11 protein-coding genes are annotated in these 13,249 nt (G+C 65.7%); 6 read left to right on the plus strand and 5 right to left on the minus strand.

The annotated features are described in order from the left end of the window. Window positions 1-45: 45 nt before the first annotated feature. Window positions 46-996: an acyltransferase family protein gene (locus tag DM806_RS07745; protein WP_179042657.1), complete on the minus strand. Its 951-nt coding sequence runs from the start codon at window positions 994-996 to the stop codon at window positions 46-48. Window positions 997-1,069: 73 nt separating this feature from the next. Here DM806_RS07745 and DM806_RS07750 point away from each other — a divergent pair, with 73 nt between their 5' ends. From DM806_RS07750 to DM806_RS07765, 4 genes are all read left to right on the plus strand, one after another. After that, the gene (locus tag DM806_RS07750; RefSeq protein ID WP_179042658.1) at window positions 1,070-1,747 is read left to right on the plus strand and encodes an RluA family pseudouridine synthase; all 678 of its coding nucleotides are present in this window, start codon (window positions 1,070-1,072) and stop codon (window positions 1,745-1,747) included. Further along, entirely contained in the window at window positions 1,734-2,138 is a 405-nt protein-coding gene (gene arfB / locus DM806_RS07755; protein WP_179042659.1) for an alternative ribosome rescue aminoacyl-tRNA hydrolase ArfB, read from the plus strand. Before DM806_RS07750 ends, arfB begins: the two co-directional genes overlap by 14 nt. Window positions 2,139-2,184: 46 nt before the next feature. After that, window positions 2,185-2,670 carry a GAF domain-containing protein gene (locus DM806_RS07760; RefSeq protein WP_179042660.1) on the plus strand — a complete coding sequence of 162 codons (486 nt, stop codon included), beginning with the start codon at window positions 2,185-2,187 and terminating at the stop codon, window positions 2,668-2,670. A 162-nt stretch (window positions 2,671-2,832) separates the two neighbouring features. Further along, window positions 2,833-3,870: an RcnB family protein gene (locus DM806_RS07765; RefSeq protein WP_179042661.1), complete on the plus strand. Its 1,038-nt coding sequence runs from the start codon at window positions 2,833-2,835 to the stop codon at window positions 3,868-3,870. Between the two features lie 30 nt (window positions 3,871-3,900). Here DM806_RS07765 and DM806_RS07770 read toward each other — a convergent pair whose 3' ends face one another. The 3 genes from DM806_RS07770 to DM806_RS07780 form a co-directional block, all read right to left on the minus strand. Then, window positions 3,901-6,417, minus strand: a complete 2,517-nt coding sequence (locus DM806_RS07770; protein ID WP_179042662.1) for a putative bifunctional diguanylate cyclase/phosphodiesterase — start codon at window positions 6,415-6,417, stop codon at window positions 3,901-3,903. Between the two features lie 117 nt (window positions 6,418-6,534). Beyond that, window positions 6,535-7,353 (minus strand): arginyltransferase, encoded by an 819-nt coding sequence (locus tag DM806_RS07775; protein WP_179042663.1) that lies wholly within the window; start codon window positions 7,351-7,353, stop codon window positions 6,535-6,537. A 114-nt stretch (window positions 7,354-7,467) separates the two neighbouring features. After that, on the minus strand, window positions 7,468-8,715 hold the full coding sequence (locus DM806_RS07780) for a threonine ammonia-lyase (RefSeq protein WP_179042664.1): 1,248 nt from the start codon (window positions 8,713-8,715) through the stop codon (window positions 7,468-7,470). A 98-nt stretch (window positions 8,716-8,813) separates the two neighbouring features. Between DM806_RS07780 and DM806_RS07785 the strand changes: the two genes are divergently transcribed. Continuing rightward, window positions 8,814-9,683, plus strand: coding sequence for an NAD(P)-dependent oxidoreductase (locus DM806_RS07785; RefSeq protein ID WP_179042665.1), 870 nt, complete (start codon window positions 8,814-8,816; stop codon window positions 9,681-9,683). Further along, entirely contained in the window at window positions 9,680-11,398 is a 1,719-nt protein-coding gene (locus DM806_RS07790; RefSeq protein ID WP_179042666.1) for an amidohydrolase, read from the plus strand. The genes DM806_RS07785 and DM806_RS07790 overlap by 4 nt, the downstream gene beginning before the upstream one ends. A 106-nt stretch (window positions 11,399-11,504) precedes the next feature. Here DM806_RS07790 and DM806_RS07795 read toward each other — a convergent pair whose 3' ends face one another. Continuing rightward, on the minus strand, window positions 11,505-13,247 hold the full coding sequence (locus DM806_RS07795; protein WP_179042667.1) for an MFS transporter: 1,743 nt from the start codon (window positions 13,245-13,247) through the stop codon (window positions 11,505-11,507). Window positions 13,248-13,249 lie beyond the last annotated feature (2 nt).

Raw genomic sequence — 13,249 nt, forward strand, 5'->3', positions numbered from 1 at the left:
GAGGGGCTTTTGTCTCCTACCCACCCATTCCCCCGATCCCTCAGCCTATAGAAATATCCGCCGCAGCGGCGTTGCGCGGATCAGGTGGAAGGCGAGGAACGGCAGCAGCAAGGCCAGCGCGAGCAGCGCCGCCTTGCCGATATAGGGCGTCAGATAATGGATCACCGCGACATGGAGATACATGATCGCCAGCGATGCCCGGCCGATCGCCGCCACCGGCCCGGCAAAGGGCGCGATCAGGGCTGACAGGCGGAAGATCAGGAGCAACGTCGCCACCGCCGCGCCGATCGACAGCAGCGGCCAGCCATAATGCGCGACCTTCATGTTGAGCGTGGGAACGCCTCCCGACAACCCCAGCAGCGCCAGCAAGCCGAGCGGCAGGAGCATGGCATTGTGCCAACGGACGCGCGGCCAGATCGCCCCGACCCAGAGCAGCACGAAGGCCATCGGGACACTTAGCAGCCCCAGCGGCGACGCCTCCGTCCACCATCCCAGCGCATAAGCGATAAACAGCATGGGCAGCAGGATCAGCCCCCAGCGCGCGTCGGCCGGATCGGGCCAGCGGTGCAGCATCCAATTGAACAATATCCGCGCCATCATCAGGCAGGGCACGAACCAGAAGATGGTGAACGGCCCGCGCAGCCAGAAGCCGCCGAGCAGGATCGGCACCATATCCTCCGGCCATTGGTGGAAGATCGGCAGATGCCCTTTCGCCCGCTCGATGATCTGGTCGGCGACGATCAGCAGGATCAGGAAGGCGGCATAGGGCCGCATCTGGCTGACAAGCTGACGCCGGGTGAACGCGCCCACGTGATGCGGCCGCGACAACAGGCCCGACAGCAGGAAGAAAAGCGGCATATGGAAGCTGTACATGGCGTCGCGCAGCGGCCCGCGCGTCCAGACATGGCCGACCACGACGGCGATGATGCCGATCCCGCGCGCCACATCGACCCAGTCGAGCCGATATTGCGCCTGTGGCTGCCCCCTTTTATCCATCGTCCTCACGCCCTATAGGATGCGGCGCGCGCGTCAATCGCCCCCCCATTTTACTTCGATCGGATTTCTCCACTTGGCCCTGCTCACCGACCATGTCCTGTTCCTCGATGGCGAGGCGCTGATCCTCGACAAGCCCGCCGGCCTGCCGGTGGACGCGCCGCGCGACGGGTCGATCGCGCTGGAAAATCATCTCGCCTCGCTGACCTTCGGCTTCCAGCGCTGGCCGTTGCCGGTGCACCGGCTGGACCGGGACACCAGCGGCTGCCTGCTGCTGGCGCGCAACCCCAAGGCGCACAAGCGCTTCGCCGCCGCATTCGAGGCGGGGACGGTCACGAAACGCTATGTCGCGGTACTGGAAGGCGTACCGGCCGAAGATGAGGGCACGATCGAATTGTCGCTCAAGAAGGTCAGCACCGCCGCGCAGGGATGGCGCATGATCGCGGCCAAAGCGGGCAAGCCCGCCGTCACCCACTGGCGCAAGCTGGCGGAAAAGGATGGCCGCGCGCTGATCGCCTTCACCCCCGAAACCGGCCGCACCCATCAGATTCGCGTTCATGCCCAGCATGGTCTTGGCTTCGGCATCGTCGGCGATCCGGTCTATGGCGATGGCGTCGGCGCGATGCTGCTCCACAGCCGTTTCCTGAGCGTGCCGCGTGGCGACAAGCCGCCGGCGGAAGCGACCGCTCCGCTGCCCGCCACCTTCGTCGCGGCCGGCTTCGGGCCGGAGATACTGGACGATGCCGGACTTTGAGATTCCCGATGACGCGCTGGAAGAGCGTTTCATCACCGGCGGCGGCCCCGGCGGCCAGAATGTGAACAAGGTCGCGACCGCGGTGCAACTGCGCGTCAACCTGTTCCGGCTCGGCCTGCCGGTCCATGCCTATCGCAAGATCAAGGAACTGGCCGGATCTCGGCTGACATCGGCGAATGAGATACTGATCCAGGCCAATCGCTTCCGCACGCAGGAGGCGAACCGGCAGGATGCGCGCGAACGGCTCATGGAACTGATCGCCAGGGCGCATGAACGCGACGCCCGCCGCATCGCCACCAAGCCCGGCAAGGCCGCCAAGGCCCGCCGCGTCGACGCCAAGAAGGCGCGCAGTTCGGTGAAGCAGGGGCGCGGCAAGGTGCAGATGGATTGACGCGGTTCCTCTGGTCAGAACCGTACCGAGCGCCTACATCGCGCCCATGTACGACTTTACCCCCGCTGCCGACGCCGACAAGGCGACCCTTTATGCCGATCTGCTGTCCGCCGCCGATGCGCTGACGCGCGACGAGCCGGACGGAATCGCCAATATGGCGAACCTGTCCGCGCTGATCTGGCAATATCTGCCCGATCTCAACTGGGCCGGATTCTATCGCATGGTCGATGGCGAACTGGTGCTCGGGCCGTTTCAGGGCAAGGCCGCCTGCATCCGCATTCCGCTGGGCCGAGGCGTGTGCGGAACGGCAGCGCAGACCGGGGAAACCCAGCTCGTTCCCGACGTGCATGCCTTTCCGGGCCATATCGCCTGCGATGCAGCAAGCGCGTCCGAGATCGTCGTGCCGCTGATCGTCGAGGGCCGCGTCGTCGGCGTTCTGGATCTCGACAGCCCGCGCATCGCCCGCTTCGACGCCGAGGATGCCGAAGGTCTGGAAGCCTTCGCCACGCGGATCGCCAGCCGGATCGCCTGACGCCCCATCCCCGCCGCCGCCCACCCGCCTTGCCCGCCCCGTTTCGGGACAGGGCAAGGCGGCCGGACGCGTGGATGCAGGCGGATCATCATGCTAAACAGCGCGTTAGCTTTTTGATTGCGCCCTTCCATGGGGCGTTCTGTGGCAACGGGGAGACAGGATATGCGGATGCCGACTCTGGCCTTGATCGGCGCCGGTCTGGCGCTGATCGGTGCGGGCACGCCGGCCTTTGCGGGTGGCCGGCCGGGCATGCAGGGGCCGCGCCCCGGCATGAGTTGGAACGGCACCCATCGCTGGGGACCGCGCCACAATGGCCGCTGGTATGCCGGCTGGCGTGCGCCCGGCGGCTGGGCCGCCTATCGGCGTCCCGTCCATGGCTATGTCCTGCCGCGCTACTGGATCAGCCCCAGCTATTATATCGCCAATTACGGCGCATACGGCCTGCCGGCGCCCACCTATGGCTATGGCTGGTCGCGCTATTATGACGATGCGGTCATGACCGACCGGTACGGCCGGGTCTATGACTATCGCAGCGATGTCGACTGGGGCCGCTATGAGGGCGGCTATGACGATCGCCATGACGCGCCTCGACGCGACGATGGCGTCGGCGGCGCGGCGATCGGCTCGGTCGTGGGCGGCGTCGCGGGCAATCGCATCGCCGGACGCGGCAACCGGACCGCCGGCACGCTGGTCGGTGCCGGGGTCGGGGCGGTCGCCGGCATGGCGATCGACAAGGCGGAGGATGCGCCGCGCCATGCCCCGCCGCCGCGTCGCCCCGGCGTGGGCTATGACGACGGCTATGGGTATGAAGACGATGTCGTGACCAGCCGTGACGCATATGGCCGTGACGCATATGGCAGCAACGAATATGATGGCCGCTGGACCGGCACCTGGACCACCGACGACGGCCGCAAGGTCAGCGGCACCTATGAAGGGCGGTTCGAGGGCGATGTCCGCGGCGCCGGCGTCGATTATGATGCGCCGCCTTATGGCGGCCCGCATTGGGGATATGGACCGGGACCGATGCCGGGTCCGGCCGGCGGCTATATTTCGGGCGGCTATTATTATCCGGCGCCGACCGTGACCACCGTGACGGTACAACCGGCCGTGACCACCACGACGACAACGACATATGTGACCGAGAAGGTCGCTTACCGGAAACCGGTGCGCCGGGTCCGGCCCGCCTGCCGCTGCAAATGACCGTGGCTGAAGGCCTGGACGTCCAGGCCTTCAGCGGTGCGGAAGGATCGAGGAAAAGGGTTGTGGTCGCCCGAGGTGGAAGCCCTGGCCGATGATGCAGCCCCGGCGGAGCAGCAATTGCGCCTGCTCTTCCGTTTCCACTCCCTCGGCGACCACTTCCATGCCGAAATTCTTTCCCAGCCGGACGATGGCGTCGACGATGGCCGCGTCGCCCTCATCCTCGACGATATTGCTGACGAAGCTCCGGTCGATCTTGAGCACATCCACCGGATAATGTTTCAAATGGCTGAGCGAGGCATAGCCGGTGCCGAAATCATCCAGCGCGACCCGGACGCCCGCCATCGCGAACTGGCGCAGCGCACTTTCCACCTGATCCGCGCCACGGCCCAGAAATACCGTTTCCGTGACCTCAATCTCGATATGCACGGTGGGAATGGCGAAGCGCCTCAACTGCTCCAGCACGCCCTCGGCAAAGCCAGCCTGGGTGAAGTCGGCAGCGGACGCATTGATCGCGACCCGCCCCGGATCATATCCCTGCTCCAGCCATTGCCGCACATCGTGCAAGACGGTGTCGAGCATCCGCTGGGTCAACGCCACGGCGATCTCGCCATGGTCGAACGCGGCCGCGATGCTGCCGGGCAATTGCACGCCCAGACGCGGGTGGCGCCAGCGCAGCAGGGCTTCATAGCCCAGCACCCTGCGGCTGCGCAGGTCGACCTTGGGCTGATAATAGGGCATCACCAAATCGTCGGCGATCACCTGCCGCGCCATGCGGATCATCGAACCGCGCTGCTGCGCCTCGGCGCGCAGGTTGGAATGGAACAGCGTCAGCCGCCCCCGCCCCGCCGCCTTTGAGGCATAAAGGGCCAGGTCCGCAGCCTTGAACAGTTCGTCAGCGGCATCCCCGTCCCGTCCGAACAGGGCTGCCCCCATGCTGACGCCGCAATCGAGCGAGCGCCCCTCATGCATGTGCGGCTTGCGTAACTGTTCGGCCAGCTCATTGCCCCAGCGTTCGAGCGCCGGCCCGTCATTGAGCGACGGCGCGATCAGCCCGAACTCGTCACCGCCCAGCCGACCGATCACCGCGTCGGCCGGCGCCACGGTCGCCAGCCGCACCGCGAAGGCACGAAGCAAGGCATCCCCGGCATCATGGCCGAGCGAATCATTGGTGCGTTTCAGATCGTCTATGTCGAGCAGCAGCATGCCGAAGCGCATGTCTCGCTGGATCGCATCGGCCGCCATTTCCTCCAGCCGGGCCTGCCAGCGCGCGCGGTTGGGCAGGAGCGTCATCGGATCATGCGTCGCTGCCCAGCGGATCCGCTCCTCGGCATCATGTTGTTCGGTGACGTCCAGAAAGGTGACGATGATCCGCTGTGGCCGGGCCGCCTCGTAGCGGGTGGTCCAGCCCGTGCTCTTGATCCAGCGCAATGCCCCGTCATTCGCGCGGTGGATCCGCAGCGTCGCCTCGAAATGCGGCGGCACCGTGCCCGCCGCCACCGCCTCCAGCATGGCGCGCAGATCGTCCCGGTCCTCCGGATGCACGAGGGAAAGCGCGAGGGTGTTGGTGGCGGGCGCATCGTCCGGCACGCCCAGCATCGCACGCAGTTCCGGCGACCAGTTGCGCGTGCCGGTGGCCGCATCGAAATCCCAGATGCCCAGCCGCGCCGACTGGACCGCGAGCCGGAACCGCTCTTCGCTGTCGGCCAGGTCACGCTGCGCCAGGCGGCGCGCATGCACATCCTCCAGCGTCCCGTACCAGCGGATGATCTTTCCCTTCGAATCGCGTCGCGCCGCTGCGCGGGCGCGCATCCAGTGGAAATTGCCGTCTCGCAACCGGATGCGATAATCGACATCGACCGGCTCCCCGCTGGCAAGCCGGTCGGCCCAGAGCGCGCCCACCCGCTCGACATCCTCTGCATGCAGGGCAGCCATCCACCCCGTCCCGCGCGCATCGTCCACCGCCATGCCGGTCAGATCCTCGAAGCGCGGCCCCACTTCCTCGATGCCGCCGTCCGGCGCCGCGGTCCAGGGCACCTGGGGGCTGAGATCGACCGACCAGCGATAATGTTCGCGGCTTTCCGCCAGCGCGGATTCCAGCGCGAGCGCGTCGGATTCATGGCAATCTTGGATGTCCTCGACCGTTCCGAAGACAAATATCCGGCCGTCGGTCGCGCGGGTCCGGCGCAGGCGCAGACGGCACCAGCGCCGGCCGCCATCGGCACAGTGCAAGTGCACCGTCAGGGGATCAGGGCGATCCAGCGCCGCCGCCGCCAGCAATCTGCGCACATCCGCCCGGTCGAAGGCCTCTCGCCAGGACAAGCCGGAGGGCTGCCCGGCGAATCGCAGCGGAGGACGACCGGCTTCCGCACGCCAGGCCAGCATGCGGCCACGATGATCGGCTATCCAGCGAAACAGGGCAGGCGAAAGCGGATCGAAAAGCGACGAAGACAGGAGGTCATTCTGGAAGGAGAGCAGGTAGCGCGCAGCATGATCCCACCAGGGGATCAGCCGCGCGTCGTCGAAACGGTGATCAGCAAAGCGATCCACCGCCCCCCCCTGGTCCAGCTGCCTTCATCATGTCCATGAAAAGCGGCTACCAAGAAAAGTTAAAGAATTGGCCCACTCGCCCGCCATGACGGAGCGAGCAAATCGCTTCCGATAGAATTATTTGCGCAGGATCGCCGCCAGTTCGACCGGCAAGGGCGGCTCGTCGCGGCGCGGCACATCCCGCATGGCCTGCTCCTGCTCGTCGGGATCGAAACGGACCCAGCCGTTGCGCCCCAGCTTTTCGAGCGGGCGATAGCGGACCTTATATTGCATCCGCGCCGACCCGTTCACCCAATAGCCGAGATAGACATAGGCCAGCCCAGCGCGCGCCGCGCGCAGGATATGGTCCATGATGATATAATTGCCCAGCCCCTGACGATGCGGCAATTCGGTGTCGAAGAAGCTGTAGATCATCGACAGACCGTCGCCCTGCCGGTCGGTCAGGCAGGCGCCCACGAGCTTGCCGACGCGCCCGTCGATGCCCGGTTCGCGATATTCGATGACATGGCTGTCGACCGGGGTCTGTTCGACCATGTCGGCAAAGTCCATCTCGTCCATTTCGGTCATGCCGCCGCCGGGATGACGGGCATTGAGATAGCGCTGCAGCAGCGCGAACTGCTCCTCGGTGGACCAGGGCTTGCAGGCCGTGGCGATCAGGTCGTTGTTGCGGCGGATCAGCTTGCGCTGGGTCGCGTTGGGCTGAAATTCATTGGCGACGACGCGGACGGACACGCAGGCGGTGCAATCGGCGCAGCTCGGCCGATAGGCGACATTTTGGCTGCGGCGGAACCCGATCCGGCCCAGGGCATCATTGAGTTCGGCCGCATTTTCGCCGCTTAGTTCGGTAAACACCTTCCGCTCACTCTTGCCCGGCAGATAGGGGCAAGGGCTGGGATTGGTGACAAAGAAGCGAGGGAATCGAAAGGCCGCCGTCATGTTGCCCCCCCTGGTCCCACGCTGTACCGTTGCTGGTTCATGAATGAATTATGCCGCGACGCTGCCCGCCTGAAAAGGGCATTTACTACGAATTTTCGGGGGCGGCACGTCCCATTATGCGACCTCGATCGGTGCGACCTCATAGCCTGCTTCACGCAGCGCCGCTATCAGCCGTTCGAGATGCGCGCCGTCGCGCGTCTCGCACTCGACGTCGAGGCTGAGTCCCTTGGCCGGCAGGTTGGTGAAGATGCGCTGGTGCGACAGTTCGAGGATGTTGACCGCTTCCTGGTCGAAGATGCGGGCGACATGGAACAGCGCGCCGGGACGATCCTGAAGGATGATGCGCAGGCGCGCGAGTCGCCCCGACCGGGCCAGATCGCGCAGCAGCACATTCGCCAGCAAGCGCGTGTCGATATTGCCTCCGGTCAGGATCAGGCCGACATTGCGGCCGGCAAACTGTTCGCGATGGCTCAGCAGCGCGGCAAGGCCGGCGGCGCCCGCTCCCTCGACCACGGTCTTCTCGATCTGCAGCAGCAGGCTCACCGCCTCTTCCAGACGACGCTCGTTGACCAGCACGACATCGTCCGCCAGCCGCTCGACGAAGCGGCGGGTAAGTTCGCCCGGCTGCTTGACCGCGATGCCCTCGGCCAGCGTATCGCCGTCGCAGGCAAGGTCCGCGCCCTTGATGAAGTCATACATGGACGGATAGAGTTCGGCCTGCACGCCGATCAGCCGGATATCGGGCTTCATCGCGCGCGCCGCCGTCGCCATGCCGGAAAACAGGCCGCCACCGCCGATCGGAATGACCAGCGTATCGATTTCCGGCGCATCCTCCAGCATTTCGAGCGCGACCGTGCCCTGCCCGGCCATGATGTCGGGTTCGTCGAAGGGGTGGATGAAGGTCAGCCCCTGCTCCACCTCCAGCTTGCGGGCGTGGGCATAGGCGTCGTCGAACTTTTCGCCATATTGCACGACGGTCGCGCCATGGCCGCGCGTCTGCGTCACCTTCACGATCGGAGTCGTGGTCGGCATGACGATCGTCACCGGCACGCCCAGACGCTTGCCATGATAGGCAAGGCCCTGTGCGTGATTGCCGGCGGACGCGCCGATCACGCCCTTCGCCTTCGATGCTTCATCCAGTTGCAGCAGACGATTGAGCGCGCCACGTTCCTTATAGGCGGCGGTGAATTGCAGATTTTCGAACTTCAGATAGACCTTGCAACCAAGCATGTCGGAAAACGTCTGGCTAATCAGCGTTGGCGTCTTGACGATCGCGCCCGAAATTCGGGTGCGCGCGGCAAGGATATCGTCGACGGTGACAGGCAGCGGCAGTGCGCTTTCGATCTTGGCTAGCGTGTTCATGGCCACGCCCCCTAAACGAAAATTGCGGGTGAAGAAACTGGCACTGTCGGAAAACTGGCCTTATGGCGGGGGTGCACGCACGAAATGTACGAGGCTTGATGGCTAGGATCGCGTTTATCGGCTTGGGAATCATGGGTGGACCGATTGCGGGCCATCTGGCGCGGGCAGGCCATGATCTGACGGTCTACAACCGCTCCATCGGCAAGGCGAAGAGCTGGGCGGAGGCCTATGGCGGGCAGGTGGCGATCAACCCGGCGAAGGCGGCCGAGGATGCCGAGATCGTCATCAGTTGCGTCGGCACCGACGATGATCTGGCGCAGATCGCTTTGGGCCGGGAAGGCGCGTTCCGCGCCATGCAGCCGGGCACTCTGTTCATCGACCATACCACCGTGTCGGCGCGGATCGCCCGGCAATTGTTCGTCGAGGGTGAGAGCCGGGGCATCCACAGCGTCGATGCGCCGGTATCCGGCGGGCAGGCCGGTGCGGAAAATGGCCGCCTCTCCATCATGTGCGGCGGCAGCGAACCCGCCGTCGCGGCGGCCAATCTGGTGATGCAGGCCTATGCCGCGCGCATCGTCCATGTAGGCGGCGCGGGCGCGGGGCAAACCACCAAGATGGTGAACCAGATCTGCATCGCCGGCGTGATCCAGGGTCTGGCGGAGGCGATGCGCTTCGCGCAGGCGGCGGACCTCGACCTCGACGTCGTGTTTCAGGCGATATCGGGCGGTGCGGCGCAAAGTTGGCAGATGGACAATCGCTGGAAGACGATGGCGCAGGACGAGTTCGACTTCGGTTTCGCCGTCGACTGGATGCGCAAGGATCTGGGCTTGGCGCTGGAGGAAGCGCGGGCCAATGGCTCCACCCTGCCGGTGACGGCACTGATCGATCAATATTATGCCGATGTGCAGGCCATGGGCGGCCATCGACAGGACACCAGCGCACTGGTGCGGAGAATTACCCGAGCATGACCCGATTTCTGTCTTCGAGCGCGCTGAAGAGCGCCGCCCTAGCTCTTGCGCTGGCGCCCCTGCCCGCGCTTGCGTCGGGCGTGATCGACAATGTGAACGGCATCGCGCTCGATGCGAATGGCAGGATCGTCCATTTCGGCGCGCTGATGATCGACGATGACGGCAAGGTCGAGAAGCTGCTCCCCGGCCGCTACGAAGAACCCGAATACAAGCCCAAAAAGCCCAAGCGCGGCCAGCCCTGGCCCGAACGGCCCAAGGGACCGACGTTCAAGCTGGACGCGGGTGGCAAGACGCTGATCCCCGGCCTGATCGACGCGCATGGCCATGTCATGGGCTACGGCCTGTCGCTCATCACGCTGGACCTGTCGGACACGACGTCGCTAGCGCAGGCGCAGGAGAAGATCCGCACCTATGTCGCCGCTAATCCGGGGCGCAAATGGATCATCGGCACCGGCTGGAACCAGGAATCCTGGGGATTGGGCCGCTTTCCCACCGCCGCCGAACTGGATGCGGCCGTCAGCGACATTCCGGTCTGGCTGGAGCGAATAGACGGCCATGCCGGCTGGGCCAACAGCGCCGCCATCCGCGCGGCGGGCGTCACTGCCGCGACCAAGGCGCCGGCGGGCGGCCGGGTCGAGATGGCCGCGGGCAAGCCTTCGGGCGTTTTCGTGGACAAGGCGATGGACCTGATCCAGAAATTCGTGCCGCCGCCTGCGCCGAAGGATCGCGACCTCGCGCTGGAAAAGGCGCAGCGAGCACTGCTGTCGATGGGCATCACCGGCATCGCCGACATGGGCACCAGCATCGATGACTGGCAGGCGTTCCGCCGGTCGGCCGATCGCGGCGCGCTCCGTGTGCGGATCATGTCCTACGCCTATGGCCTGGACAATATGGTGCTGATCGCCGGGCCGGAGCCGACCCCTTGGCTCTATGACGATCATCTGCGCATGGGTGGGATCAAGCTGCTGCTCGACGGCGCGCTGGGATCGCGCGGGGCGTGGCTGAAGGCTGACTATGCCGACGCGCCCGGCCAGCGCGGCCTCACCATGATTCCCGGCACGCAGTTGCGCAACATCATGAGCCGCGCGGCGATGGACAATTTCCAGGTCGCGGTCCATGCTATCGGCGACGCGGCCAATGGCGAAATACTGGACGCAATTCAGGAACTGAACGACACCTATAAGGGCGACCGGCGCTGGCGCGTCGAGCACGCGCAGATCGTCGACCCTATCGATCTGCCGCGCTTCGGCCCGCTGGGCGCGATCGCGTCGATGCAGCCGGTGCATGAGGCGTCGGACTGGCGCATGGCGACCGCGCGCATGGGCGAGGCGCGGCTGAAGGGCGCCTATGCGTGGAAGTCGATGCTCGACAATCGCGTGCCGCTGGCCTTCGGCTCGGACGTGCCGGTGGAAAGCCCCAACCCCTTCCCCGGCATCGCCGTCGCCATGAGCCGCGAGGATGCGAAAGGCGAACCGTTCGGCGGCTGGATGTCCGAACAGCGCGTGAGTTTCGAGGCCGCGCTGGACGGCTTCACCCGGCAGGCGGCCTATGCGGGCTTTGCCGAGAAGAAGTTCGGCAGCCTGATCCCCGGCCAGCGCGCCGACTTCCTGCTGATCGACCGCGACATCAGCGCCGCGCGCCCGGCGGATATCCGCCAGACCCAGGTGCTGGAAACCTGGATCGGCGGCAAGCGGGTCTATGTGAAGGGGCAATGAGCATCGTGCGGAAAAGTGGGCACCGGTTTTCCGCCTAAAACGATGCGATCACAAAAACTTGGAGCACGCTACATCCGAGCAGATAGAGCGTGCTCCAACCCTTCGCTTACATCGCATTATCCGCCGCGTTCAAAGCGTCCTCGAACGTTTCGGGCAACGGCGGCTGGACCGGCTTGTCGCAGCCCGCTTCCTTCATATGGGCGCGCAGCGTGTCCATACGACTGAGGTTCCAGCGCGCCAGCGGCACGCCCAGCGGACGGAATTCGGCACGGTCGAACAGTTCGACCACATAGGAGCCACAGAGCATATCGACCTGATCCAGCGTCAACATGCCAAGGTTCATCACCATCGGCTTGCCCGGCACGCCATTGCGGCCGCGCACCAGATCGGTGACGTAGAGGCCGCCGCGCGGATCGATCAGCACGACGTCCGCCTGGCTCGAGTCGATCAGCTTGTGGCTCGCCGCATAGGGCGCGACGAACTCATGCGTCCGCCAGACGAGGAAGGCGCTCGACAGTGCGGTGATGACGAGGCCAATGAAGATCGGTCGCATCGCACCTTCGGGCCGGAAACGCGCCCAGCCTAACCCCGCAAGCAGGCAGAAGGGCCCGATGAAACCATGGGCGTAGCGGAAGCCCCAGCCATAGCCCTGCGCCAATGCCAGCACGCACCCCGCCAGACAGCCGAGCGCCAGCGGCAACGCTATTTCCTGTCCCCGGATCATGGCGCGGAATCGCATCGCCGCCATGCCCAGCACCGCCAGCGGCACCATCAGGATGTTGTTCCAGGCGACATAGCGGCTGATGTTCACCAGCGGCTGCCAGCGATCGCCAAGTCGCTCGAACAGGCTGCCCACCTTGTCGGCGACGCCTGCCGAAGGACGCACGTCGGCCGGCGCGCCCAGCGCGTGGAGCAGGAAGCCCGGCCACAGCTTGGCCCAGACGATAACGATCGCGACCAGGGTCAGCGCATGGAAGGCCGCCACCGTCCAGCGCCGCGCCAGCAGCATCCACAGGATAAAGGGCGCGATGAAGATGGGCGGGAAATGCCATTGATGCAGCCCCGCCGCGATCAGCGCGACGACGCCCGCGCTCAGATGCCCGACCACGCCGCCGCGCAGCACCAGCGCCAGCCAGATCATGTTGAGCGCGAAATGGCCGGTCATGGCATAGGGGGTCATGGCCGTGACCCAGAGCTGGCTGGACGAGAAGCCAAGCAGCACCGTCACCCATACCGCATCCGGCCGGTCGGGCATCAGGTGCAGCGCCACGCGCCACAGCGCGAACAGGCCCGCCATCAGCAGCACCGGCCCGGCCAGATTGGGATCGCCCAATTGCCAGAAGATCGCCTGGATCGCGCTGTTCACCGGCAGATAGGCCGCCGTCCAGTAATCCGCCGCGCCGAAGGGCGAGAAGAATTCCGGCATGATCGCCCGCCGATAGGGTTCCCATTCGATCGGGATCGGCCGCGCGAACAAGCCTTCGCGCATATAGGCGGCGGCGAAGCGCGCCACTTCCTCGTCTCGGCTGATCGCATAATCCTGGAACAGCGCATAATGGCCGGCCCAGGCAGCCATGCCGAGCAGCAGGATCAGCGGCACCACGATCCGCGCGGTTGGTCGGGGCAACGCAAAGCCCTTTCCTTCCGCCCATGGCGCGGCCAGAGCCAGCAGCAGCAGCGATCCGAGCAGCGCCGGGAAATCCTGGTCCAGCAGCAGGATGACGGCAAGGCTGACCCCCTGCCGATAGGTCACATGCCAGAGGAAGGTCGCCCCCAGCCACAGCGCCAGACCGATCGCCCCCGCCAGAAACAGGCGGCGCGCGGAAACATGGCGGGCGAGCGTGGTCACGC

It is taken from the genome of Sphingobium lactosutens, assembly GCF_013393185.1.
GTDB lineage: Bacteria > Pseudomonadota > Alphaproteobacteria > Sphingomonadales > Sphingomonadaceae > Sphingobium > Sphingobium lactosutens_A.

What these genes read in the sequence shown, in the direction of transcription:
- DM806_RS07785 (WP_179042665.1), top strand. Translation starts at nt 8,814, where the DNA reads ATGGCTAGGATCGCGTTTATCGGCTTGGGAATCATGGGTGGACCGATT.
- DM806_RS07780 (WP_179042664.1), bottom strand. Translation starts at nt 8,715, where the DNA reads ATGAACACGCTAGCCAAGATCGAAAGCGCACTGCCGCTGCCTGTCACC.
- DM806_RS07775 (WP_179042663.1), bottom strand. Translation starts at nt 7,353, where the DNA reads ATGACGGCGGCCTTTCGATTCCCTCGCTTCTTTGTCACCAATCCCAGC.
- arfB (WP_179042659.1), top strand. Translation starts at nt 1,734, where the DNA reads ATGCCGGACTTTGAGATTCCCGATGACGCGCTGGAAGAGCGTTTCATC.
- DM806_RS07745 (WP_179042657.1), bottom strand. Translation starts at nt 996, where the DNA reads ATGGATAAAAGGGGGCAGCCACAGGCGCAATATCGGCTCGACTGGGTC.
- DM806_RS07790 (WP_179042666.1), top strand. Translation starts at nt 9,680, where the DNA reads ATGACCCGATTTCTGTCTTCGAGCGCGCTGAAGAGCGCCGCCCTAGCT.
- DM806_RS07760 (WP_179042660.1), top strand. Translation starts at nt 2,185, where the DNA reads ATGTACGACTTTACCCCCGCTGCCGACGCCGACAAGGCGACCCTTTAT.
- DM806_RS07765 (WP_179042661.1), top strand. Translation starts at nt 2,833, where the DNA reads ATGCGGATGCCGACTCTGGCCTTGATCGGCGCCGGTCTGGCGCTGATC.